23 protein-coding genes are annotated in these 22,639 nt (G+C 71.5%); 13 read left to right on the plus strand and 10 right to left on the minus strand.

Going from position 1 to position 22,639, the window contains the following annotated elements; genetic code table 11:
• The 6 genes from VIU94_RS00250 to VIU94_RS00275 all read right to left on the minus strand — a co-directional run.
• On the minus strand, nucleotides 1–1,701 hold a 1,701-nt coding region (locus VIU94_RS00250; protein WP_331906185.1), incomplete at its 3' end, for a glycosyltransferase family 2 protein.
• Between the two features lie 207 nt (nucleotides 1,702–1,908).
• Complete coding sequence (locus tag VIU94_RS00255) at nucleotides 1,909–2,544, minus strand: TetR/AcrR family transcriptional regulator (RefSeq protein WP_331906187.1); 636 nt, start codon at nucleotides 2,542–2,544, stop codon at nucleotides 1,909–1,911.
• Nucleotides 2,541–3,224, minus strand: a complete 684-nt coding sequence (locus VIU94_RS00260) for a DUF4166 domain-containing protein (RefSeq protein WP_331906189.1) — start codon at nucleotides 3,222–3,224, stop codon at nucleotides 2,541–2,543. Before VIU94_RS00260 ends, VIU94_RS00255 begins: the two co-directional genes overlap by 4 nt.
• Nucleotides 3,221–3,907 carry a hypothetical protein gene (locus VIU94_RS00265; RefSeq protein WP_331906191.1) on the minus strand — a complete coding sequence of 229 codons (687 nt, stop codon included), beginning with the start codon at nucleotides 3,905–3,907 and terminating at the stop codon, nucleotides 3,221–3,223. Before VIU94_RS00265 ends, VIU94_RS00260 begins: the two co-directional genes overlap by 4 nt.
• A 143-nt stretch (nucleotides 3,908–4,050) precedes the next feature.
• Nucleotides 4,051–4,347 (minus strand): MTH1187 family thiamine-binding protein, encoded by a 297-nt coding sequence (locus VIU94_RS00270; RefSeq protein ID WP_331906193.1) that lies wholly within the window; start codon nucleotides 4,345–4,347, stop codon nucleotides 4,051–4,053.
• On the minus strand, nucleotides 4,344–4,691 hold the full coding sequence (locus VIU94_RS00275; protein WP_331906195.1) for a DUF3817 domain-containing protein: 348 nt from the start codon (nucleotides 4,689–4,691) through the stop codon (nucleotides 4,344–4,346). Before VIU94_RS00275 ends, VIU94_RS00270 begins: the two co-directional genes overlap by 4 nt.
• Before the next feature lie 103 nt (nucleotides 4,692–4,794).
• Between VIU94_RS00275 and VIU94_RS00280 the strand changes: the two genes are divergently transcribed.
• The 4 genes from VIU94_RS00280 to VIU94_RS00295 all read left to right on the plus strand — a co-directional run bounded on the left by VIU94_RS00280 (nucleotide 4,795) and on the right by VIU94_RS00295 (nucleotide 7,462).
• Nucleotides 4,795–5,433 (plus strand): AIM24 family protein, encoded by a 639-nt coding sequence (locus VIU94_RS00280; RefSeq protein WP_331906197.1) that lies wholly within the window; start codon nucleotides 4,795–4,797, stop codon nucleotides 5,431–5,433.
• Nucleotides 5,433–6,083: an AIM24 family protein gene (locus VIU94_RS00285; protein ID WP_331906199.1), complete on the plus strand. Its 651-nt coding sequence runs from the start codon at nucleotides 5,433–5,435 to the stop codon at nucleotides 6,081–6,083. The genes VIU94_RS00280 and VIU94_RS00285 overlap by 1 nt, the downstream gene beginning before the upstream one ends.
• Nucleotides 6,080–6,865, plus strand: coding sequence for an AIM24 family protein (locus VIU94_RS00290; protein ID WP_331906201.1), 786 nt, complete (start codon nucleotides 6,080–6,082; stop codon nucleotides 6,863–6,865). Before VIU94_RS00285 ends, VIU94_RS00290 begins: the two co-directional genes overlap by 4 nt.
• A 120-nt stretch (nucleotides 6,866–6,985) precedes the next feature.
• Nucleotides 6,986–7,462, plus strand: coding sequence for a MarR family winged helix-turn-helix transcriptional regulator (locus VIU94_RS00295; RefSeq protein ID WP_331906203.1), 477 nt, complete (start codon nucleotides 6,986–6,988; stop codon nucleotides 7,460–7,462).
• 110 nt (nucleotides 7,463–7,572) lie between these two features.
• On the opposite strand, the gene meaB is transcribed toward VIU94_RS00295, so the two are convergent.
• Nucleotides 7,573–8,529: a methylmalonyl Co-A mutase-associated GTPase MeaB gene (meaB, locus tag VIU94_RS00300; RefSeq protein ID WP_331906205.1), complete on the minus strand. Its 957-nt coding sequence runs from the start codon at nucleotides 8,527–8,529 to the stop codon at nucleotides 7,573–7,575.
• 26 nt (nucleotides 8,530–8,555) lie between these two features.
• Nucleotides 8,556–9,758 carry an acetyl-CoA C-acetyltransferase gene (locus VIU94_RS00305; protein ID WP_331906207.1) on the minus strand — a complete coding sequence of 401 codons (1,203 nt, stop codon included), beginning with the start codon at nucleotides 9,756–9,758 and terminating at the stop codon, nucleotides 8,556–8,558.
• Nucleotides 9,759–9,895: 137 nt separating this feature from the next.
• On the opposite strand from VIU94_RS00305, the gene mce reads away from it, so the two are divergent.
• The 7 genes from mce to VIU94_RS00340 all read left to right on the plus strand — a co-directional run bounded on the left by mce (nucleotide 9,896) and on the right by VIU94_RS00340 (nucleotide 19,563).
• Nucleotides 9,896–10,336, plus strand: coding sequence for a methylmalonyl-CoA epimerase (mce, locus tag VIU94_RS00310; RefSeq protein WP_331906209.1), 441 nt, complete (start codon nucleotides 9,896–9,898; stop codon nucleotides 10,334–10,336).
• A 175-nt stretch (nucleotides 10,337–10,511) separates the two neighbouring features.
• Nucleotides 10,512–14,615 carry a polarized growth protein Scy gene (scy, locus tag VIU94_RS00315; RefSeq protein ID WP_331906211.1) on the plus strand — a complete coding sequence of 1,368 codons (4,104 nt, stop codon included), beginning with the start codon at nucleotides 10,512–10,514 and terminating at the stop codon, nucleotides 14,613–14,615.
• Nucleotides 14,616–14,729: 114 nt separating this feature from the next.
• Nucleotides 14,730–15,668: a coiled-coil domain-containing protein gene (locus VIU94_RS00320; RefSeq protein WP_331906213.1), complete on the plus strand. Its 939-nt coding sequence runs from the start codon at nucleotides 14,730–14,732 to the stop codon at nucleotides 15,666–15,668.
• Nucleotides 15,669–15,765: 97 nt separating this feature from the next.
• Nucleotides 15,766–16,740 carry an ABC transporter ATP-binding protein gene (locus VIU94_RS00325; protein ID WP_331906215.1) on the plus strand — a complete coding sequence of 325 codons (975 nt, stop codon included), beginning with the start codon at nucleotides 15,766–15,768 and terminating at the stop codon, nucleotides 16,738–16,740.
• 3 nt (nucleotides 16,741–16,743) lie between these two features.
• A complete protein-coding gene (locus tag VIU94_RS00330) occupies nucleotides 16,744–17,523 on the plus strand; it encodes an ABC transporter permease (RefSeq protein WP_331906217.1) in 780 nt (259 codons plus the stop codon).
• A gap of 118 nt (nucleotides 17,524–17,641) precedes the next feature.
• Nucleotides 17,642–18,742 (plus strand): ATP-binding cassette domain-containing protein, encoded by a 1,101-nt coding sequence (locus VIU94_RS00335; protein ID WP_331906219.1) that lies wholly within the window; start codon nucleotides 17,642–17,644, stop codon nucleotides 18,740–18,742.
• Entirely contained in the window at nucleotides 18,739–19,563 is an 825-nt protein-coding gene (locus VIU94_RS00340) for an ABC transporter permease (RefSeq protein WP_331906221.1), read from the plus strand. The genes VIU94_RS00335 and VIU94_RS00340 overlap by 4 nt, the downstream gene beginning before the upstream one ends.
• A 19-nt stretch (nucleotides 19,564–19,582) precedes the next feature.
• On the opposite strand, the gene VIU94_RS00345 is transcribed toward VIU94_RS00340, so the two are convergent.
• Nucleotides 19,583–19,912, minus strand: a complete 330-nt coding sequence (locus VIU94_RS00345; protein ID WP_331906223.1) for an Rv1322 family protein — start codon at nucleotides 19,910–19,912, stop codon at nucleotides 19,583–19,585.
• Between the two features lie 197 nt (nucleotides 19,913–20,109).
• On the opposite strand from VIU94_RS00345, the gene VIU94_RS00350 reads away from it, so the two are divergent.
• Nucleotides 20,110–21,144, plus strand: a complete 1,035-nt coding sequence (locus VIU94_RS00350; protein ID WP_331906225.1) for an LLM class flavin-dependent oxidoreductase — start codon at nucleotides 20,110–20,112, stop codon at nucleotides 21,142–21,144.
• A gap of 152 nt (nucleotides 21,145–21,296) precedes the next feature.
• On the opposite strand, the gene VIU94_RS00355 is transcribed toward VIU94_RS00350, so the two are convergent.
• Nucleotides 21,297–21,689, minus strand: a complete 393-nt coding sequence (locus VIU94_RS00355; protein WP_318103042.1) for an SCO5389 family protein — start codon at nucleotides 21,687–21,689, stop codon at nucleotides 21,297–21,299.
• Between the two features lie 220 nt (nucleotides 21,690–21,909).
• Between VIU94_RS00355 and nucS the strand changes: the two genes are divergently transcribed.
• Entirely contained in the window at nucleotides 21,910–22,581 is a 672-nt protein-coding gene (gene nucS, locus VIU94_RS00360; RefSeq protein WP_331906227.1) for an endonuclease NucS, read from the plus strand.
• Nucleotides 22,582–22,639: the final 58 nt, after the last annotated feature.

The following is a 22,639-nucleotide window of genomic DNA, read 5'->3' on the forward strand; positions in this document are numbered from 1 at the left end:
CCGGGCCTCGGCGCGCAGCCGCAGGACGCGCCGCTCGCGCAGGGCCGTCGAGCCCCAGACCGCGACCGGGGCGAGCGCGACGGCGAGCGCGAGCACGGCCCAGGTGCGCATCGCGGCGTGGGTGTGGCCGAAGTGCACCGAGGCGACCAGAGAGACGACCAGGATCGCGGCCCAGTACAGGTGGATCCGGAAGGTGCCCAGCCGGTCCGGGCTGGCCTCGCCGCCCTTGGGGGTGACGACGAAGCGGCCCTTGGTGCGCAGCACCGCGGAGCCGAGCGAGGCGAGGTAGATCGGGGCGGACACCGCGGACATCGCCATGCCGGCGAGGCCGCCGGAGCCCTCGGGCTCGTGCGGCGAGACGTTGTGCCGCCGGTTCCACAGGTACAGGCCGATCTGCAGGGCGACCGCGTCGCTGTAGATCATCAGCCAGACCGACGAGGAGACCTGGGTCCCGGAGGCCCCGAGCCACAGGAACAGGACGCAGGAGAGGATGCCCAGGAGCCAGTTGACGGCGGTCATCGGGTAGTAGACGAGCATCAGCGTGTAGTTGAGCAGCCGGCCCGGCGGGACTCGCAGGGGCGCCTTCCAGTACTGCTTGATCAGGGTCTCGTAGGTGCCCCGGGACCAGCGCAGCTGCTGGGTGAAGAAGTCGGTCCAGGAGGCGGGGCCCTCGCCGACGGCGAGCACGTCGGGGGTGTAGACGGAGCGCCAGAAGCGACCGGTCCGCGGGTTCTTGTGCCGGTGCAGCTCGAAGCCCGTGGCCATGTCCTCGGTGACGGAGTCGTAGAGGCCGCCGATCTGCTTGAGGGCGGATATGCGGACGATGTTGTTGGTGCCGACGAACATGGGCGCGTGGTACCGGTTCCCGGCGCGCTGGATCAGCGCGTGGAAGAGGAACTGCTGGGACTCGGCGGCCTTGGTGACGGGCGAGGTGTAGTTGCCGTACACCTGCGGGCCGACGACGAAGGCGACGTCGGGGTCGCGGAAATAGCCGAGCATCCGCTCCAGGAAGTTCGGGAGCGGGACGTGGTCGGTGTCGACGGAGGCGAAGAACTCGTACGCGTCGCCGTGCGCGGCGAGCCAGGCGTTGTAGTTGCCGTGCTTGGTACGGGCCTTGTGGGCGCCCTTCGCGCGGTTCCACTCGGGGACGCCGGCGCGGGTGAAGTGCCGTACGCCGAGCTGCGCGCAGAGCGCCTTGGCGTCCTCGTCGTCGCCCTCGTCGAGCAGCCAGACGTCCAGGGGGCCCGGGCGCCGGAGGCGGACCGCGCCCTGCAGGGTCGCGCGGACCATGGCGAGGGGTTCCTTGCCGGGCACGTAGGTGGTGAGGAAGGCGACCCGGGCGCCCTTCTGCGGGTGCACGGGGACGGGGTCGCGGGCGACCATGGTGGCGTGTGCGATCGAGGTGACGTTGATCAGCATGAAGAGGCAGATCAGGCCGATCGACGCCAGCATGACCGCGTCGAAGCGGACGAGCCATCGTGCGCCGCCCTCCCGCACGGTCCAGTGGCTGGGCCAGACGAGGTAGACGAGCAGCAGCGCCGAGAGGACCGGCGCGAGGGTCATCAGCAGGACGGCGCGTATTCGGTGCGACTCCTTCGACAGCAGGCTGCGGTACTGCACCTGGTAGGGGGAGGTCCCGGGCTCGGTCAGCGGACCGGCGAGCGTGCTGTAGGTGTCGTAGTCGTAGCCGTCCGGCCGCACGGTGCCTCCAGCCGTCGAATGGATCGATATCCCCACGAAAGGGGAGTTTCGACGGCATGTCGACTGGAGGCATCCAAGTGAGCGGTTTTCAGGGCAGGAGGTTTCGCCTGCGCTTCACGGCAGAGGTTTCAGCCGCGCGACAGAAGGTTTCGCCTCGCATTCACGGCAGAAGGTTCCGCTCGCGCTTCCAAGGTCCCGCCCGCGCGTTCACGGCATAACGGTGCGCCTGCGCAAGGTGTAGCGGACCGCCTTCTGGGCGACCGGGCCCAGCTCCTCGAGCGCGGTCATCAGCGCGCCGAGCTGTTCGAGGGCGGCGAGGGCCGCCTCCGCGCCGGCCGGGTCCACCCCCTCGTACAGCTCCAGGCCGACGAAGGAGGCGGCGACGGCGCGGGCGAGACCGGCCGGGTCGGTGAACTCGCCGATCGGGCTGTCGGCGAGGACGCGCACGAGGACCCGCTCGATCTCGGCGATCCACAGGTCGAGCCCGGCGGCGGTGGCCGCGGCGAGCGTGGGCTGGGTCTGCGCCCCGGCGAGCAGCTGGCCGAGCACGGCGACATGGCCGGCGGCCTGCTCCTCGACATGGATCTGCCGGCCGACGGCGAGCAGCTCGGAGAGGCTGCCGACCCGCTGGAGCCGGTCGCGGTAGCGGGCGACGCGCTGCTCGGAGCCGTACCGGCAGGCGGCGGCGAGCAGTTCGTCGACGGAGCCGAAGTGGTAGAAGACCAGGGCCTGGTTGACGCCGGCGGCCGCGGCGACGGACCGCGCGGACGTCTTGGCGATCCCCTGCTCGGTCAGCGTCCGCAGCGCCCCGTCGAGCAGCTTCTCCTTGGTCTCCTGGCTCACACCCGTACCTCCTCGCGCACCGGGCGCAGCCCGGCGCGCACCCCGTGGGAGCGTACGTCGTGGTACTCGGCGGTGAACGACCCCTCGTAGCCGAACAGCGGCCCGACGTACCGGTTGACGACCCGGACGCGGATCCGGAAGCGGCCGGTGGACTCGTCGTACGACTCCCGCACCTCGGCGTCGCCGCCGATGAGTTCGGGCACCCGGACGTCCAGCGGGCCCTCGCGGAAGCGGTGTTCGCCGGAGCGGATGAGCAGCGAGCCGTCCGGCTCGGCGGACATGTGCAGGTCGCTGGCGAGGTGCTGGTGGGTGCCGAGGTAGTCGAGGACGCAGTCGCGCTCCGGGCTGTGGACCATGGTGGCGTCGAAGCGGCGCGGGCCGCCGGGCAGCGCGAAGGTCCGGACGAAGGTGACGGTCTCGCGGCCGTACGAGTCGGCGTACGGCACGTTCTCGATGGTGAAGGGGACGTTGCGGCCGGTGCGCGGCACGAGGATGTGGCGCACCCCGCCGAGCGCGAGGAACGGCTTGACGAAGGCCGGCCCGTGCCAGATCCGGTCCATGACGCCCCGGCCGGTGCATGCCTCCCCGCTGTCGAGGCCGACGGAGAACCGCCGCTGGAGCTGGGGGTGCAGCCGCCCGAACGCGGCGTCGCCCATGGCGGTGCGGAAGATCGAGCTCATGTCTGCTCCAGGGTGGCGAGCAGTCGCGGCGCGACGGCCCGATCGGGCGGCGTCCGCAGACAGCGCCGCGCGGCGGGCGTCCGGGACGAGGGCGGTACGAGCACGGCGGCGGCGAGCGCGACGAGCAGCGTCGCCGGAGTCCAGGCGCAGAGCGCCACGAGCAGGGCGCGGGCCGCGAGTTCGAGCTGCCAGTGGGTGCGCGAGCGCTCCGGGGCAATGCCGTGCTCGCACCACAGGCGCAGCCGGTCGAAGGACCAGGCGGTGGCCCAGCCCATCAGCGGACGGAAGACGAGCCGGTCGGCGATCCGGCCGAGCCGGCCCCAGCGGGGGCGGTAGTCGTAGCCGGTGAGGAAGCGGATGCCGTCGGGCCCCGGCACGTACCTCCAGTAGCCGCTGCCCTCCGCGAGGAGGGAGAGCGGGTGCGGCGAGGCGAACCGGAGGGCGGAGACCCGGTCGCCGCCGGCCCGGTGGCGCTCCCCCGCGGAGACACCGGTGCCGGCGACGACCAGGAAGGGCAGCACCCGGGTGGCGTACCGGAAGCGCTGGGGCTCGCCGTCGACGCGCGGCAGGTAGTCGATCTCGGTGAACCGCAGATCCCACCGCTGGTGCTCCGCCGGTTCCTGGGTGCGCTCCCAGAGCGTCTCCAGGTCCGCGCGGACGCGCGTCTCGATATAGAGGCCCATGCCTCTTCCCCCCTGTTCGGAGCGGTATTTGAGCGACCGCTCAACGGGAAGGTAGCGGATTTTGAGCAGTCGCTCAACCGGTGGGCGCAAGAAAGCCCCCGGTCCGTCCGGACCGGGGGCTCATGCGTAAGAACGGCGGTGCGTCAGCCGGCGGCCAGGTGCCGCTCCACCGTCTCGACCTTGGAGGTCAGACCGCCCGTGACGCCGGGTCGGATATCGGCCTTGAGGACGACCGAGACCCGCGGCGCACGCGCCTCGACCGCGGCGACGGCGCGCTTCACGACGTCCATCACCTCGTCCCACTCCCCCTCGATCGAGGTGAACATCGCGTCGGTGCGGTTCGGCAGCCCGGACTCCCGGACGACCCGTACCGCGTCGGCGACGTACTCCCCGACGTCCTCGCCGACGCCGAGCGGGGTGACGGAGAAGGCGACGATCATGCGGCGTTCACCTTGCCCTCGCGCCGGGCGCGGGAGGCGATCACGGCGTCCTCGGCCTCGCGCTTGAGCTTGCGCTCGGCGAAGAAGCCGCCGAGCGGCAGCACGGAGAGGACGAAGTAGAGCGCGGCGGTCTTGAAGCTCCACTTGGTGCGGTTCCAGGCGTCCAGCCAGAACAGCACGTACAGGATGAAGAGGATGCCGTGGATCGCGCCCATCACCGGCACCGCGTTGAAGTCCGTCGTGCGCTTGAGCACCGAGCAGACCAACAGCAGCAGGAAGGAGACGGCCTCGGGCGCGGAGACGAGCCGGAGACGGTGGAGGGAGGAGGCGGTCTTGATGTCCACGGGGGCACCTTCGTTTGATCTTGTGAATGGATGCACAAGGGCCGGACCATTGTGACAGCCACCTTTGCTGTCTCTTTGTCCGGGGGCCAAGTACCTTCTCTGGGTGGCTACGTTCCGACTCCAAGGCAGCAAAGTGCTCGCCGTCGACATGACAGGCGACGCCGTCAAGGCGAAGAACGGCTCGATGGTCGCCTACGACGGCCAGATGGCGTTCAAGAAGATGTCCGGCGGAGGCGAGGGCCTGCGCGGCATGGTGACCCGCCGGCTGACCGGCGAGCAGATGGAGGTCATGGAGGTGAAGGGCCAGGGCACCTGCTGGTTCGCCGACCGGGCCTCCGAGATCAACCTGGTGAATCTGCACGGCGACAAGCTGTACGTCGAGGCGAGCAACCTGCTCTGCACCGACGCCGGGCTGCGCACCGGCACCTCCTTCACCGGCCTGCGCGGCGGCGCGACCGGCAACGGGCTCTTCACCACCACCGTCGAGGGCACCGGCCAGGCCGCGATCATGTCCGACGGCCCGGCGGTCGTGCTCCGCGTGTCCCGCGACTACCCGCTCTCCGTCGACCCGGGCGCGTACGTGGCACACCAGGGCAACCTCCAGCAGAGCTTCCAGTCCGGTGTGACCTTCCGCACCTTCCTGGGCGAGGGCGGCGGCGAGGCGTTCCAGATCCGCTTCGAGGGCGACGGCCTGGTGTACGTCCAGCCGAGCGAGCGCAACACGATCGGAGGGGACGTCTGATGCCGTTCCGCGAGATCAACTCGAAGGTGGTCGAGGCGTCCGTCGTCCCCGGACAGCGCATGTTCAGCCAGCGCGGGGCGATGCTGGCCTACCGGGGCGAGGTCGCTTTCACGCCGAACATCGCCGGCGGCCAGGGCGGTCTGATGTCGATGATCGGGCGCCGGGTGGCGAACGAGGCGACGCCGCTGATGACCGTCGAGGGCAGCGGCACCGTGATGTTCGGGCACGGCGGCCACCACATCCAGGTGATCCGGCTGACCGGCGACACCCTGTACGTCGAGGCCGACCGCCTGCTCGCCTTCGACGGCTCCCTGGAGCAGGGCACGATGTTCATGGGCTCGCAGGGCGGCGTGATGGGCATGGTCCGCGGCCAGGTCACCGGCCAGGGCCTGTTCACCACGACCCTCAAGGGGCGCGGCGAGGTGGCCGTCATGGCCCACGGCGGCGTGATCGAGCTGCCGATCAGCCCGGGACGGCCGGTCCACGTGGACCCGCAGGCGTACGTCGCCCACCACGGCGACGTACGGAACAAGCTGTCCACCGCGCTCGGCTGGCGCGACATGGTGGGCCGCGGCTCCGGCGAGGCCTTCCAGCTGGAGCTGAGCGGCAGCGGAGCGGTGTACGTCCAGGCCTCGGAGGAGAAGCTGTGAGCGCCCCGGTGATCCACGACCCGGCGACCCTGCCGTCGGACGACAACGTCAACCCGTACACCTTCTGCGTGGAGCTCAAGGGCTCCCAGTGGTTCCTGCAGAAGGGCAAGATGATCGCCTACTACGGGCGGATGAACTTCAACGGCATCGGACACACCGGGCTCGACCGGCTGGTCCGCAGCTCGTTCCACTCGCCGCTGCACGCGAGTGACTGGGTGGTCGCGGAGGGCAGCGGCAAGATGCTGCTCGCGGACCGCGCCTTCGACGTGAACTCGTTCGACCTGGACAACGGCAACCTGACGATCCGTTCGGGCAACCTGCTCGCGTTCCAGCCCTCGCTGGCGCTGAAGCAGTCGATCGTGCCGGGCTTCGTCACCCTGATCGGCACCGGCAAGTTCGTCGCGGCGTCCAACGGCCCGGTGGTCTTCATGGAGCCGCCGCTGCGGGTGGACCCGCAGGCGCTGGTCGGCTGGGCGGACTGCCCGTCCCCGTGCCACCACTACGACCACGGGTACATGACCGGCGTGATGGGCGGCGTACGGGCCCTGACGGGCCTGGGCGGGGTCTCAGGCGAGGAGCACCAGTTCGAGTTCGTGGGCGCGGGCACGGTCCTGATGCAGTCCAGCGAGGCGCTGATGCCGGAGCGCGCGACGGGGCACACGCCCGCCGAGCCGGGCGTGCCCGGATCGCACGGTTCCGGCCATTCCCCGCAGGGGCAGCCCGGCTCCGTACCGCGCCTTCCCGGACAGCTGGGGGACCTCCAGCGTCGCTTCGGGCTGTGAGCGGTAGTCTGCGGAGTGTGACGCCCTCGAACGTCTGCACCGGAAGCCGGGGGGCCCGGGTGCCCGGCGTCACACTCCCTTAGTTCGTCCAGTATTCAACTTCTTAGGTAGAATCCATATATGGAGACCGAGACGGCCACCCGCTGGCTCACCGACGCCGAACAGTGCGCCTGGCGCACATACCTGGACGTCAACAGAATGCTGACGTACCAGATGGAGAAGGACCTGCAGCCCTTCGGGCTGACCAACAACGACTACGAGATCCTGGTCAACCTCTCCGAGGCGCCCGAGATGCGGCTGCGGATGAGCGACCTCGCGACGGCCACGCTGCAGTCGAAGAGCCGGCTCTCGCACCAGATCACCCGCATGGAGAACGCGGGTCTGGTCCGCCGGGAGAACTGCGAGTCCGACCGGCGCGGACTGTACGCGGTCCTCACCGACCAGGGCATGGAGACCATGCGCAAGGTCGCGCCGCACCATGTCGAGTCGGTGCGCAAGCACTTCATCGACCTGCTGACCTCCGATGCGCTCACGGACATGCACGCCTCCCTCAAGCCCGTCGCCGAGCAGTTGCGCGGCGTCCGCGGCAAGCCGTAACCGGCCCTGGCGGCGGCCGTTCCTCCCGGCCCGCCCCGGCCCCCACACACAAACGCCTGAGGGCCCCCGTGCACGCAGCACGGGGGCCCTCGGGCATTTCGGGGGCCGTCTCAGTTGCCCGTGAGGCCCGCCACGAGCTCGTCCGCGGCCGCGTACGGGTCCAGTTCGCCCGCGACGATGCGCTGGGCGAGCGCGTCGAGACGGCGGTCGCCGTGCAGGTCGCCGATGCGCTCGCGCAGGCGGGTGACCGCGATCGTCTCGACCTCGCCCGCCGCCCGGCGGGCCCGCCGGGCAGCGAGCACGCCGTGCTCCTCCATCCAGGCGCGGTGCTTCTCCAGCGCCTCGACCAGCTCGTCCACGCCCTCGGCGCGCGCCGCGACCGTCTTCACGATCGGCGGCCGCCAGTCGCCCGGACCGCGCGCCTCGCCCAGACCCAGCATGTGGTTGAGCTCGCGGGCCGTCGCGTCCGCGCCGTCCCGGTCCGCCTTGTTGACCACGTACACGTCGCCGATCTCCAGGATGCCCGCCTTCGCGGCCTGGATCCCGTCTCCCATGCCGGGCGCGAGCAGCACCACGGAGGTGTCGGCCTGGGAGGCGATCTCCACCTCCGACTGCCCTACGCCGACGGTCTCGACCAGGATCACGTCGCAGCCCGCCGCGTCGAGGACACGGATCGCCTGCGGCGCGGACCAGGCGAGCCCGCCGAGGTGACCGCGGGTCGCCATGGAGCGGATGTAGACGCCCGGGTCGGAAGCGTGCTCCGACATCCGGACCCGGTCGCCGAGCAGCGCGCCGCCGCTGAACGGCGACGACGGGTCGACGGCGAGCACGCCGACCCGCTTGCCCGCCTTGCGGTACGCGGTGACCAGCGCCGACGTCGACGTGGACTTGCCCACGCCGGGCGAGCCGGTCAGGCCGACCACGTACGCGCCGCCGGTCAGCGGCGCGAGCGCCGCCATCACCTCGCGCAGCTGCGGGGACGCCCCCTCCACGAGTGAGATCAGCCGGGCCACGGCGCGCGGCCGGCCCTCCCGTGCCTGGGCGACCAGTGCGGGGACGTCCACCATGTGCTCGCTGCTCCTTCTGTGACGGGTTACTTACCGGGGACGCGGACGATCAGCGCGTCGCCCTGGCCGCCGCCGCCGCACAGCGCGGCCGCGCCGACGCCGCCGCCGCGGCGCTTGAGCTCGAGCGCCAGGTGCAGCACCACACGGGCGCCGGACATGCCGATCGGGTGACCCAGCGCGATCGCGCCGCCGTTGACGTTCACCTTTTCCGGGGTGACGCCGAGGTCCTTCATGGACTGCACGGCGACGGCCGCGAACGCCTCATTGATCTCGATGAGGTCGAGGTCCTCGACGCCCAGGCCCTCCTTCTTCAGGGCGTGCTGGATCGCGTTGGACGGCTGCGACTGCAGCGAGTTGTCCGGGCCCGCGACGTTGCCGTGCGCGCCGATCTCGGCGATCCACTCCAGGCCGAGCTCCTGGGCCTTCGCCTTGCTCATGACGACGACCGCGGCGGCGCCGTCCGAGATCTGCGAGGAGGTGCCGGCGGTGATGGTGCCGTCCTTGGCGAAGGCCGGGCGCAGCTTGCCCAGCGACTCGGCGGTCGTCTCGGCGCGGATGCCCTCGTCCTTGGAGAAGACGACCGGCTCGCCCTTGCGCTGCGGGATCTCGACCGGGGTGATCTCGGCCTCGAAGATGCCGTTCTTCTGCGCGGCGGCGGCGCGCTGGTGCGACAGCGCGGCGATCTCGTCCTGCTCGGGGCGCTGGATGCCCAGGCGGGTGTTGTGCTTCTCGGTGGACTCGCCCATGGCGATGTTCTCGAAGGCGTCGGTGAGGCCGTCGTACGCCATCGCGTCGAGCATCTCGATCGCGCCGTACTTGTAGCCCTCGCGGGACTTCGGCAGCAGGTGCGGGGCGTTGGTCATGGACTCCTGGCCACCGGCCACCACGACGTCGAACTCGCCGGCGCGGATCAGCTGGTCGGCCAGCGCGATGGCGTCCAGACCGGACAGACACACCTTGTTGACGGTGAGCGCCGGGACGTTCATGGGGATGCCGGCCTTGACGGCGGCCTGGCGGGCGGGGATCTGGCCGGCGCCGGCCTGCAGCACCTGGCCCATGATCACGTACTGCACCTGGTCGCCGCCGATGCCGGCGCGGTCCAGGGCGGCCTTGATCGCGAAACCGCCGAGGTCGGCGCCCGAGAAGGACTTGAGCGAACCGAGCAGGCGACCCATGGGCGTGCGGGCGCCCGCGACGATCACTGAGGTGGTACCGGTCGTTCCAGACATGAGGCGCAGCCCCTTGGGATGAGGAGTGAACGAGGGTTTACCGCCAATGTACTGAGCGGTGCCGCACGGGGTCACCGGCGAACCGGTGTGACGGCGCGCACGTTGCGTAACCGGTGCGCAGGCGCTGCACTGGGGAAATGCTGACGCGTATCGACCACATCGGGATCGCCTGTTTCGACCTCGACAAGACTGTCGAGTTCTACCGTGCCACGTACGGTTTCGAGGTCTTCCACACCGAGGTCAACGAGGAGCAGGGCGTCCGCGAGGCCATGCTCAAGATCAACGAGACCTCGGACGGCGGAGCCTCCTACCTCCAGCTCCTGGAGCCCACCCGCGAGGACTCCGCGGTCGGCAAGTGGCTGGCCAAGAACGGCGAGGGCGTGCACCACATCGCCTTCGGCACCGCGGACGTCGACGGCGACGCGGCGGCCATCCGTGAAAAGGGTGTGCGGGTTCTGTACGACGAGCCGCGGATCGGCTCGATGGGGTCCAGGATCACCTTCCTGCACCCGAAGGACTGCCACGGCGTGCTGACCGAACTGGTCACCTCGGCTGACCCCGCCTCAGCGGAGCACTGACCTCCGGATTCCTGGCCCGGTAGAGTGGGCGGCTCCGGGCCGGGGCCGGTCGGGGCCGCGCGCTGCGCGGCCGTCGATGTCGGGGTAACCGATCTGCCACCATTCCCCGGGGGGCCGTTCGCCGGGGAACGGTGCTCGTAGGAGATCGCGACCAGGGGACGGATGGGACCGCGCAGTGCGGGGCTACGAACGCCAGGAGAGCCACCGAGCTGAAGACGACCATCTCTCGCGGTTCGAAGCCGAGATGGAACGGCTGAAGACCGAGCGGGAGAAGGCCGTCCAGCACGCCGAGGACCTCGGTTACCAGGTCGAGGTCTTGCGTGCCAAGCTGCACGAAGCGCGCCGTACGATCGCGTCCCGACCCTCTTTCGACAGCGCCGACATCGGTTATCAGGCCGAGCAGCTGCTGCGGAACGCCCAGGTCCAGGCCGATCAGCTGCGCTCGGACGCCGAGCGCGAGCTGCGCGACGCCCGGGCCCAGACCCAGCGGATCCTCCAGGAGCACGCCGAGCATCAGGCCCGGCTCCAGGCGGAGCTGCACGCCGAGGCGGTGCAGCGCAGGCAGCGCCTCGACCAGGAGCTGTCCGAGCGCCGGCAGACCGTCGAGGCGCACGTCAACGAGAACGTCGCCTGGGCCGAGCAGCTGCGCGCCCGCACCGAGTCCCAGGCCCGCCGGCTGATGGAGGAGTCCCGCGCCGAGGCCGAGCAGTCGCTCGCCGCCGCCCGCGCGGAGGCCACCCGGCTCGCCGAGGAGACCCGCCAGCGGCTCGGCGCCGAGGCCGAGGGCGCCCGCGCCGAGGCCGAGGCACTGCTGCTGCGCGCCCGCAAGGACGCCGAGCGACTGCTCAACGCTGCGTCCACGCAGGCCCAGGAGGCCACCAGCCACGCCGAGCAGCTGCGCTCGTCCACCACCGCGGAGACCGACCAGGCCCGTCGGCAGGCCACCGAGATGTCCCGCGCCGCCGAGACCCGGATGCAGGAGGCCGACCTCCGGCTCCGTGAGGCCCGGGTGGAGGCCGAGAAGGCGCTGACCGAGGCCAAGGAGGCGGCGGCCAAGCAGCTGTCGGCCGCCGAGTCGGCCAACGAGCAGCGCTCCCGTACGGCCAAGGCGGAGATCGCCCGGCTGGTCGGCGAGGCGACCAAGGAGGCGGAGACCCTCAAGGCCGAGGCCGAGGAGAAGCTCCGCGAGGCCGGCGCCGAGGCCGAGAAGGTCATCTCGGAAGCCGCGGAGAAGGCCCGTACGGCCGCCGCCGAGGACTCCGCCGCCCAGCTCGCGAAGGCCGCCCGCAGCGCCGAGGAGGTGCTGACCAAGGCGTCCGAGGACGCCCGGGAGACCACCCGCAAGGCGTCCGAGGAGGCCGAGCGGATCCGCCGCGAGGCGGAGACCGAGGCGGACCGGCTGCGTTCGCACGCCGAGGAGCAGGCCGACGAGCTGCTCGGGTCGGCGAAGGACGACACCAAGGAGTACCGCGCCAAGACGGTCGAGCTGCAGGAGGAGGCGCGCCGGCTGCGCGGCGAGGCCGAGCAGCTGCGGGCCGAGGCGATCGCCGAGGGCGAGAAGATCCGCGGCGAGGCCCGCCGCGAGGCGGTCCAGCAGATCGAGGAGTCGGCGAAGACCGCCGAGGAGCTGCTGACCAAGGCGAAGGGCGACGCGGACGAGCTGCGGTCCGGGGCCGGCGCGGAGAGCGAGCGGGTCAAGGCCGAGGCCGTCGAGCGCGCCCAGACGCTGCGCACGCAGGCCGAGGAGACCCTGGAGCGCACCCGCGCCGAGGCGGACCGGCTGCGCGCCGAGGCAGAGGAGCAGGCCGATTCGGTCAAGGCCGCGGCCGACCGGGACGCGGCCGAGACGCGCGAGGAGGCCGCGCGGGCGGCGGCGGCGCGGCGGGCCGAGGCGGCCGAGGAGCTGACCCGGCTGCACACCGAGGCCGAGACCCGGGTGGAGAACACCGAGCGGGAGCTCGGCGAGGCCCGTATGGAGGGCGAGCGGATCCGCCGCGAGGCGGCCGACGAGACCGAGCGGCTGCGCACCGAGGCGGCCGAGCGGATCCGTACGCTGCAGGCGCAGGCGGAGCAGGAGGCCGAGCGGCTGCGCGCGGAGGCGGCGTCGGACGCGTCGACCTCGCGCGCCGAGGCCGAGAACGCGGCGGTACGGCTGCGCACCGAGGCGTCCGCGGAGGCCGAGCGGCTCAAGTCGGAGGCGCAGGAGACCGCGGACCGGGTCCGCGCCGAGGCGGCGGCCGCGGCCGAGCGCGTCGCGGCGGAGGCCGCCGAGGCGCTGTCCGCGGCGCAGGAGGAGGCCAACCGGCGGCGCCGGGAGGCCGACGAGACGCTGACGTCGGCCCGTACCGAGGCCGACGGCGAGCGGGCGCAGGCCCGTGAGCAGAGCGAGGAACTGCTGGCCTCCGCCCGCAAGCGGGTGGAGGAGGCGCAGACCGAGGCGCAGCGGCTGGTCGAGGAGGCCGACGCGCGCGCGACCGAGACAGTCGGCGCCGCCGAGCAGACCGCGCAGGAGGTACGGGACTCGGTCTCGGGGCTGCGGGAGCAGGCCGAGGACGAGATCTCCGGGCTGCGCAGCGCGGCCGAGCACTCGGCGGAGCGCACGAAGACCGAGGCGCAGGAGGAGGCGGACCGGGTCCGCGCCGACGCGTACGAGGAGCGGGAGCGGGCCACCGAGGACGCGAACCGGATCCGGTCCCGGGCCACGGAGGAGGCCGAGGCCGCCGCCGCGCTGGCCGAGCGGACGGTCGCGGACGCGATCGCCGAGTCGGAGAAGCTGAAGGCGGACACCGCGGAGTACGCCCAGCGGATCCGTACCGAGGCGAGTCAGTCGCTGGCGCAAGCCGAGCAGGACGCGACGCGCACTCGCGCGCAGGCGCGGGACGACGCGAACCGGATCCGCTCCGAGGCGGGCGAGCTGCTGACCGCGGCGCGCGCCGAGGCCGAGCAGATCACCGACGAGGCCCGGCAGGTCGCGGACAAGCGCCGCGCCGACGCGGCCGAGCAGGCCGACCAGCTCATCGGCGAGGCCACGAGCGAGGCCGAGCGGATCGCCGCCGAGGCGGCGGAGCTGCAGGCGACCACGGAGCAGGACGCGCAGCGGCTGCGTACCGAGGCCGAGCAGGTCAAGGCGGACGGCGAGGCGCACGCCGAGGCGCTGCGAGTGGCCGCGCTCGCCGACGCCGAGCAGGTCCTCGACGAGGCCCGGAAGACCGCCGACAAGCGCCGCGCGGACGCCGCCGAACAGGCCGACAATCTCATCGGCGAGGCCACCGGCGAGGCCGAGCGGATCGCGACCGAGGCGTCCGACGAGGCGGAGCGGCTGCGGGCCGAGGCCGCCGAGACGGTGGGCTCGGCGCAGCAGGCGGCCGAGCGGATCCGCGCCGAGGCGGAGCGGGTGAAGGCGGACGCGGAGGCGGCCGCCGAGCAGATGCGCTCCGAGGCGCGGGCCGAGGCGGACCGCACCCTGGACGAGGCCCGGGAGGCCGGCGCCAAGCGGCGTTCGGACGCGGCCGAGCAGGCCGACCAGCTCATCGCGAAGGCCCAGGAGGAGGCGCTGCGCGCCACTGCCGAGGCGGAGACGCAGGCGGACACGATGGTCGGCGCGGCCCGCAAGGAGGCCGACCGGCTCGTCGCCGAGGCGACCGTCGAGGGCAACTCGCTGGTGGAGAAGGCCCGTACGGACGCGGACGAGCTGCTGGTCGGGGCGCGCAGCGACGCGACGGCCATAAGGGAACGGGGCGAGGAGCTGCGGACCCGGGTCGAGGGCGAGATCGAGGAGCTGCACGAGCGGGCGCGGCGCGAGACGGCCGAGCAGATGAAGACGGCCGGCGAGCGCGTCGACAAGCTGGTGAAGGCCGCGACCGAGCAGAGCGCCGAGGCGGAGGCGAAGTCCAAGGAGCTGCTGTCCGACGCGAGTTCCGAGGCGAGCAAGGTCCGCATCGCGGCGGTCAGAAAGGCCGAGGCGCTGCTCAAGGAGGCGGAGCAGAAGAAGGCCTCGCTCGTCGGCGAGGCGGAGCGGATCAAGGCGGAGGCGGAGCGCGAATCGGAGAAGATGATCTCCGAGGGCCGACGCGAGCTGGATGTGCTGGTGCGCCGCCGCGAGGACATTCAGGCCGAGATCTCCCGTGTCCAGGACGTCCTGGAGGCGTTGGAGTCTTTCGAGGCGCCGGCCAACGGAGCGAAGTCCGCCGGTGCGAAGTCCACCGGTGCGAACGACGACGTCAAGGCGGGCGCTTCGGCGGGCGCAACACGTTCGAGTGGCAAGTCCTCCGAGGGGTAGCCACTCAAAAGGCTGGACATTCTCCAGATCAAACGGGCATACGCTCGATGACACGCCGCTTCGACCCCTAGGATTCCCCCTAACACCTCACCGGTCTCATTCGACAGGAACCCCATGAGCGACACATCCTCCCCCTTCGGCTTCGAGCTCGTGCGGCGTGGTTACGACCGCGGTCAGGTGGACGACCGCATTACCAAGCTCGTCGCCGACCGTGACAGTGCTCTGGCCCGGATCACCTCTCTCGAGAAGCGCATCGAGGAGTTGCACCTCGAGACGCAGAACGCCCAGGCTCAGGTCAGCGACGCCGAGCCGTCGTACGCCGGCCTCGGCGCGCGCGTCGAGAAGATCCTCCGTCTCGCCGAGGAAGAGGCGAAGGACCTGCGCGAGGAGGCCCGTCGCGCCGCCGAGCAGCACCGCGAGCTGGCTGAGTCGGCCGCCCAGCAGGTGCGCAACGACGCCGAGTCGTTCGCGGCCGAGCGCAAGGCGAAGGCCGAGGACGAGGGCGTCCGGATCGTCGAGAAGGCGCAGGGCGAGGCCAACTCGCTGCGTGCCGAGGCGCAGAAGGACGCGCAGTCCAAGCGCGAGGAGGCGGACGCCCTCTTCGAGGAGACCCGCGCCAAGGCCGCCCAGGCCGCCGCGGACTTCGAGACCAACCTGGCCAAGCGCCGCGAGCAGTCCGAGCGCGACCTGGCCTCCCGTCAGGCCAAGGCCGAGAAGCGTCTCGCCGAGATCGAGCACCGCGCCGAGCAGCTGCGCCTGGAGGCCGAGAAGCTGCGCACGGACGCGGAGCGCCGGGCCCGTCAGACGGTGGAGACCGCGCAGCGCCAGGCCGAGGACATCGTGGCCGACGCGAACGCCAAGGCCGACCGGATCCGCTCGGAATCGGAGCGCGAGCTGGCGGCGCTGACGAACCGCCGCGACTCGATCAACGCCCAGCTGACCAACGTCCGCGAGATGCTGGCCACGCTGACCGGCGCGGCCGTGGCGGCCGCCGGCTCCCCGATCGACGACGAGCCGGCCACCCGCGGCGTCCCGGCGCAGCAGACCCGGTAAGCCCGAGCAGTCCCGCAGGAGTCCTGCGTACAGATCGGCGAAGAACCCTCCGTCACTCCGGTGGCGGAGGGTTTTTCGCGCCCTTAGCTTGGTACGCATGATCGAGCTCGAGGGGCTGACGAAACGGTTCGGGACGAAGACGGCGGTCGACCAGCTCTCCTTCCGGGTGCGGCCCGGTGTGATCACCGGCTTCCTGGGGCCGAACGGGGCAGGCAAGTCGACGACCATGCGGATGATGCTGGACCTGGACAACCCGAGCAGCGGGACGGTCCGGATCGACGGCCGGCACTACCGGGAGCTCGAGGAGCCGCTGAAGTACATCGGGGCGCTGCTCGACGCCAAGGCGATGCACGGCGGCCGGAGCGCGTACAACAACCTGCTCTGCCTCGCCCAGTCGAATCGGATTCCGGCGAGCCGGGTCGACGAGGTGCTCGATCTGGTGGGTCTGACGGCGGTGGCGCGGCAGAAGGTCAAGGGCTTCTCGCTCGGCATGGGGCAGCGGCTGGGAATCGCGTCCGCGTTGCTCGGCGATCCCGAGATCCTGATGTTCGACGAACCGGTCAATGGTCTGGACCCCGAGGGAATTCACTGGATCCGCAATCTGATGAAGGCGCTGGCGGCGGAAGGCCGGACGATCTTCGTTTCCAGCCATCTGATGAGCGAAATGGCACTGACCGCAGATCACTTGATCGTGATCGGGCAGGGGAAGCTGCTCGCGGACACATCGATGGCCGATTTCATCCACCAGAATTCCCGGAGTTACGTGCGGTTGCGCTCTCCGCAACAGGAACGGCTGCGGGACGTGTTGCAGGAGAACGGCTTCCGGCCGGTCGAGACCGGCGCGGGCACGCTGGAGGTGGACGGCGCGACGACGGAGAAGCTGGGCGAACTGGCCGCCGAGCACCGCCTCGTGCTGCACGAGCTGAGCGCCCAGCGCGCCTCCCTGGAGGAGGCGTTCATGCAGATGACGGCGGGCGTGGTGGAGTACCACGCGCACGGCACGGACGTGCACAGCGGGGCACAGGACACGGCGGCGGGCCCCCAGTGGGGCGAGAACTACAAGGGGGCCTGAACGATGGCATCGGTACCCGCGGTCCTGCAGTCCGAGTGGACCAAGATCCGTACGGTCTCCTCGACGACCTGGACGCTGGCCAGCGCGCTCGTGGTGACGGTGGCGATGAGCGCGGCGCTGTGCGCGCTCCTGAACTCGACCTTCACCGACCTCTCGGAGGCCGAGCGGGCCACCTTCGACCCGACCTTCGTGAGCTTCTCCGGGATGGTCCTCGGCCAGCTGGCGATGGTCGTCTTCGGCGTCCTGGTGGTCGGCACGGAGTACTCCTCCGGCATGATCCGCACCTCCCTGGCCGCGGTCCCGCAGCGCGCCACGTTCCTCTTCAGCAAGATCGCCGTGGCGGGGCTGCTCGCGCTGGTCGTGGGCATGGCGACCAGCTTCTTCGCCTTCTTCCTGGGCCAGGCCCTGCTCGGCGAGCACCGCACAACGCTGGGCGCGGACAACGTGCTGCGCGCGGTGGTCGGCGGCGGGCTCTACATGGGCCTGATCGCGGTCTTCTCGATGGGCGTCGCGACGATGCTCCGCTCCTCGATGCTCTCGCTCGGCATCCTGGTCCCGTTCTTCTTCCTGGTCTCCCAGATCCTCTCCGCGGTCCCGAAGGCCAAAGAGGTCGCCCTCTACTTCCCCGACCAGGCCGGATCCAAGATCATGCAGGTCCTCCCCGACGCGATGAACCAGGAGGAAGCCCCGTACGGCCCCTGGGGCGGCCTCGGCATCATGCTCCTGTGGGTGGCGGCGGCCCTGCTGGGCGGCTACTTGGTGATGAAGAAGCGGGACGCCTGATTCCGTTCTTTCGCGTCCGTGGAACCGTAAACACACCGATAGGCTCCTACCTCGTACGGGGGTTTTGGGCCGAGGGCCTCTGCCCCGACACGACCTGACCTGTCGATGGGGCTGGAGAATGATCGAGGCAATCGGCCTGACGAAGCGCTACGGCGACAAGACGGCCGTGTACAACCTTTCCTTCCAGGTGCGGCCCGGGGCCGTCACCGGCTTTCTCGGGCCCAACGGGTCCGGGAAGTCGACGACGATGCGCATGATCCTCGGGCTCGACCGTCCCACCTCGGGCCAGGTCACCATCGGCGGCCACCCCTACCGGCAGGTGCCCAACGCGCCCCGGCAGGTCGGCGCGCTGCTCGACGCCAAGGCCGTGCACGGCGGGCGCAGTGCGCGGAACCATCTGCTGTCGCTGGCGCAGCTGGCCGGTATCCCGGCGCAGCGGGTCGACGAGGTGCTCGGGGTCGTCGGGCTGCAGGACGTCGCCCGGCGGCGGTCCAAGGGGTTCTCGCTCGGCATGGGGCAGCGCCTCGGCATCGCGGCCGCGCTGCTCGGCGACCCGCAGGTGCTGCTCTTCGACGAGCCGGTCAACGGCCTCGACCCGGAGGGCATCCTCTGGGTGCGCAACCTGATGAAGAAGCTCGCCGCCGAGGGCCGGACCGTCTTCGTCTCCAGCCACCTCATGAGCGAGATGGCGCTGACCGCCGACCATCTGATCGTGATCGGCCGCGGACAGCTCCTCGCCGACATGAGCGTGCCGGCCTTCATCTCGGCGAATTCCGCCGACTTCGCCCGGGTGCGCACCCCGCAGGACGCCCCCGAGCAGCGCGAGAAGCTGACCGCCGCACTCACCGAGGCCGGCGGGCAGGTGCTCTCCGAGCGGGACGGCGCGCTGCGGGTGACCGGGCTGCCGCTGCCGCGGATCAGCGACCTGGCCCACGGCGCGGACGTACGCCTCTGGGAGCTCTCGCCGCACCAGGCCTCGCTCGAGGAGGCGTACATGCGGCTCACGCAGAGCGCCGTCGACTACCGGTCCACCGAGGACCAGCTGGCCGGGCTCCAGCCTCCGCAGCCGGCCTACGGCTACGCCGCGCCGCCGGAGCCGGTGATCCCGGACGTGCCGCAGCAGGGCTGGTACGCCCCGCCGCCGCCCGGACAGAACCCGTACGCGACCGATCAGAACCAGAGCCCCCACCCGGCCGACCGCCCCGAGGACGCCCGATGACCACCCCCTCCGCACAGCAGGGCGCCTCGTACGTCTCCCCCATCGCGGTGCGCAGAGCCCATCTCGGCGACGCGCTCGCCTCCGAGTGGACCAAGATCCGGTCCGTCCGCTCCACGCTGTGGACGCTCGGCGTGCTCGTGCTGCTGATGGTCGCCATCGGCATGGGCGTCGCCGCGGTCGTCGCCTCCGCCGACCTCGACACGGAGAACGAGCCGGCCCTCGGGATGGGCTTCTTCGGCATGCTGCCGGGCTCGATCTGCGTGATCACCCTCGGCGTGCTGACCATGGCCTCCGAGTACGGCACCGGCATGATCCGCACCACGCTGACCGCCTGCCCCAGCCGCGGCCGGGTGCTCACCGCCAAGGCGATCGTCTTCTTCCTGCTGGTCTTCACGATCACCACCGTCACCGCGACGCTGGTCGCCGTCGCCCAGTACGCGATGGTGGGCGGCCCCGAGCCGACCGCGTCGGAGTGGCTGCGCGCCACCGCCGGCGCCGGGATGTACGTCGCCCTGCTCGGGCTGCTCGCGCTCGCGGTCGGCGCGATCATCCGGCACTCCGCCGGCGCGATCACGATCATGATCGGCCTGCTGCTGCTCCCGCTGGTCGCGGCGCTGTTCATGTTCACGCCGTCGCTGAAGGGCGTTCAGGAAGCGCTGTTCATGTACGCGATCCCGTCGCAGATGCTCGCCCTGTACTCCGACGCCCCGGTGTTCGCCGGCCAGGGCCCGTCCGGCTGGGAGCCGGTGGGGATCCTGCTCGGGGTCACCGCGCTCGCCCTCGGCGGCGCGTACGCGGCGATGCAGAGCCGGGACGTGTAGTCGGCACGAGCCGGGCCGCTCAGTGGCGCGGCGCGTTCCGGGACCGCTGCACCCGCGTGGTGCGGCGGTCCTTCGCGTTCCAGCACGCCTTGTGCCAGTGCCGCCGGTCGTCCACTCCCCCGAACTCCGGCCAGGCCACCACGTGCGGAGCGCCCGCCGGGATCTCCTGGTCGCAGCCGGGGCAGCGGTACCGCTTGCCCGGGGAGCTCGCGCCCGCCACGTGCCGGACGTACCACTCCTCGCCCTGCCAGGTCTCGGTGCGCTGCACCCCTCCGTACCGGTCGCCCGGCTCTCCCTGCTGGGCCGTCGGGTTCTCGCCGCCTCGGGAGCGGTTGCGACGCGGGGACACGGAACACCTCACTGGGCCGGGGACTACGGACGATTCCATCCAGCGTACGGGCCGTGGCGGGCCGCTCCGGCCCACTCGAACGGCCGTGTTACCGGAAAATCGCAACAACTTGCCCTGCGCCCGTTGCCTTTGGCACGTGTCAGACGTTGATGCCTGTAAGGGGGAGAACCGCGTCGGCCGCAAGGAGGCAGAAGGCGATGCGCGTGGGTACGTTTGTTCTGGCCGCCCAGTTCCCGGGCCAGGGGCCGGGGGAGGCACTGCACCGGGCGGTGAGAACGGCCGAGCTCGTCGAGGAGTCCGGCCTGGACTCCGTCTGGCTGGCCGAGCACCACTTCGTCCCGTACGGCGTGTGCCCGTCGGCCGTCACCTTGGCCGCGCTGCTGCTGGGGCGCACCCGCCGGATCCGGGTCGGCACGGCGGTGAGCGTGCTGCCGACGGCCCATCCGGTGGCCCTGGGCGAGCAGGCGGCGCTGCTCCATCTGACCTCGGGCGGCCGGTTCACGCTGGGCGTGGGCCGCGGCGGGCCGTGGGTGGACCTGGAGGTCTTCGGCGCGGGCCTCGCGGCGTACGACCGGGGCTTCCCGGAGTCGCTCGACCTGCTGCTGCGCTGGCTGGGCGAGCCGCGGGTCGGGGCGGACGGCGAGCGGTACGCCTTCCGCGAGGTGGCCGTCGTGCCGCGCGCCGACGAGCTGGTCGGCGGCGAGGAGGGACCGGAGGTCGTGGTCGCCTGCACCTCGCCGAACAGCGTGCGGCTGGCCGCCGAGCGCGGTCTTCCGATGCTGCTCGGCATGCACTGCGGGGACGAGGACAAGGCGGAGATGGTCGCCGCCTGGCGGCGCTTCGCGCGGGACGCCGGCCGCAGTCCCGGCGAGATCGACCGGATCGGGCGCGGCCATGTCTCCGCCGGGGTGGTGCAGCTCGCCGACAGCACGGCGGACGCGGCGGAGGCGCTGGTGAAGTCGATGCCCGGCTGGCTGAAACAGGGGCTCGACGCGCATGTGACGGTGGACGGCCGGTTCCGCTCGATGCGGGACCCGGTGGCGTACACCGAGCTGCTGTGCGGGCTGCACCCGGTGGGCACGCCCCGGCTCGCGGCCGACCGCCTCGCCGCGACCGCCGAGCGCACCGGCATCACGCGCTTCGCGCTGCTGGCGGAGGGCACGGGCGACCTGGCGGCGACGGAGGAGAACGTACGGCGGCTGGGCGCGGAGGTCCTGCCGCTGCTGGTCTGAGCCGCGCAGGTCCTGGCCCCTGCCGACCAGGGCCCGTCCGGTGGGCCGACAGGCTCGGCCGGCCCACCGGCCAGACGAATGCCGCCGCTCCGGCACCGGACGGATCTCCCCCGTCGGGACCTCCCCCGATGTGGGAGCGGCGGCACAAGACATCAGCAGTCGCGCAGTTCCGGCGACTGGTTGAGCAGCTGTCCCCGTACGGAAGTGAAGCGGGCGAGCCGCTCGTCCGCCGAGGCGTCCAGCGGGAAGACCGCCACACGGTGACAGTTCTGGAAGGCGAGACGCACCCCGAAGTGCCGCTGCAGCGCACCACGGATCGCGTCGCTCGCCAGCGCGCGCAGCAGCTGACCACGTGCCTGCTCGCTCGGCGGCGGCGTCTGGTTGTCGGCGAACTCTCCGCCGTCCACCTTCAGCTGTGCCACCAGAGAGCTGATCATCTCCCACGCGTAGGGCAGGGAGGTCCGGACGCAGTCGACGAAGTCGGCTTCGTCGACCTCGCCTCGCTCGGCCTGTTCCAACAGCGCCGGTGAGACGTCGAGCGACATGGGTTCTCCTCTCGCGACCCCGCGCGGGGCGGGGTCTTACGGGCAGGGATGGAGGAACCCCCGTACGCAACGCAGAGTGCACGGGCGGCGACCTCCTGCATCCACGGTAAGCGCGCCGTCCTGCCCGCACCAGGAGAATGGGACCACAACCGGCCAATAACGAACGGGAGTTTAGGGCCGAATCGCGCGGAAGAGCGGCTGTCTTGTAGCGTTGCGCACCATGCGTCTCGTCATTGCCCGTTGTTCCGTGGACTACGCGGGCCGGCTCACCGCCCATCTGCCCTCCGCCCCCCGCCTGATCCTGGTGAAGGCCGACGGCAGCGTCTCCATCCACGCGGACGACCGCGCGTACAAACCGCTGAACTGGATGTCCCCGCCGTGCACCCTCAAGGAGGGGATCGACGGCGAGGAGGGTGTCTGGACCGTGGTGAACAAAGCGGGCGAGAAACTGATCATCACGATGGAGGAGATCCTGCACGACTCCTCGCACGAACTCGGCGTCGACCCCGGCCTCATCAAGGACGGCGTGGAAGCGCACCTGCAGGAGCTGCTGGCCGACCGCATCGAGACGCTCGGCGAGGGCTACACGCTGATCCGCCGCGAGTACCCGACGGCGATCGGCCCGGTCGACATCCTGTGCCGGGACTCCGACGGCGCGACGGTCGCGGTGGAGATCAAGCGACGCGGCGAGATCGACGGCGTCGAGCAGCTGACCCGCTACCTGGAGCTGCTCAACCGCGACCCGCACCTGGCGCCCGTGAAGGGCGTCTTCGCCGCCCAGGAGATCAAGCCCCAGGCCCGCGTCCTGGCGACGGACCGCGGCATCGGCTGCGTGGTCCTGGACTACGACGCGCTGCGCGGCATCGAGGACGACAAGCTGCGGCTGTTCTGACCCGGCGCATGTGAGTACGAAAACGGCCCCTGCCCGGCGAGAGCCGGGCGGGGGCCGT

The organism is Streptomyces sp. (assembly GCF_036566765.1).
GTDB lineage: Bacteria > Actinomycetota > Actinomycetes > Streptomycetales > Streptomycetaceae > Streptomyces.

Coding starts and splice junctions, on each gene's coding strand:
- mce (WP_331906209.1), top strand. CDS start 9,896: ATGCTGACGCGTATCGACCACATCGGGATCGCCTGTTTCGACCTCGAC.
- VIU94_RS00265 (WP_331906191.1), bottom strand. CDS start 3,907: ATGGGCCTCTATATCGAGACGCGCGTCCGCGCGGACCTGGAGACGCTC.
- VIU94_RS00325 (WP_331906215.1), top strand. CDS start 15,766: ATGATCGAGCTCGAGGGGCTGACGAAACGGTTCGGGACGAAGACGGCG.
- VIU94_RS00260 (WP_331906189.1), bottom strand. CDS start 3,224: ATGAGCTCGATCTTCCGCACCGCCATGGGCGACGCCGCGTTCGGGCGG.
- VIU94_RS00270 (WP_331906193.1), bottom strand. CDS start 4,347: ATGATCGTCGCCTTCTCCGTCACCCCGCTCGGCGTCGGCGAGGACGTC.
- VIU94_RS00295 (WP_331906203.1), top strand. CDS start 6,986: ATGGAGACCGAGACGGCCACCCGCTGGCTCACCGACGCCGAACAGTGC.
- VIU94_RS00305 (WP_331906207.1), bottom strand. CDS start 9,758: ATGTCTGGAACGACCGGTACCACCTCAGTGATCGTCGCGGGCGCCCGC.
- VIU94_RS00285 (WP_331906199.1), top strand. CDS start 5,433: ATGCCGTTCCGCGAGATCAACTCGAAGGTGGTCGAGGCGTCCGTCGTC.
- meaB (WP_331906205.1), bottom strand. CDS start 8,529: ATGGTGGACGTCCCCGCACTGGTCGCCCAGGCACGGGAGGGCCGGCCG.
- VIU94_RS00330 (WP_331906217.1), top strand. CDS start 16,744: ATGGCATCGGTACCCGCGGTCCTGCAGTCCGAGTGGACCAAGATCCGT.
- nucS (WP_331906227.1), top strand. CDS start 21,910: ATGCGTCTCGTCATTGCCCGTTGTTCCGTGGACTACGCGGGCCGGCTC.
- VIU94_RS00320 (WP_331906213.1), top strand. CDS start 14,730: ATGAGCGACACATCCTCCCCCTTCGGCTTCGAGCTCGTGCGGCGTGGT.
- VIU94_RS00350 (WP_331906225.1), top strand. CDS start 20,110: ATGCGCGTGGGTACGTTTGTTCTGGCCGCCCAGTTCCCGGGCCAGGGG.
- VIU94_RS00355 (WP_318103042.1), bottom strand. CDS start 21,689: ATGTCGCTCGACGTCTCACCGGCGCTGTTGGAACAGGCCGAGCGAGGC.
- VIU94_RS00335 (WP_331906219.1), top strand. CDS start 17,642: ATGATCGAGGCAATCGGCCTGACGAAGCGCTACGGCGACAAGACGGCC.
- VIU94_RS00340 (WP_331906221.1), top strand. CDS start 18,739: ATGACCACCCCCTCCGCACAGCAGGGCGCCTCGTACGTCTCCCCCATC.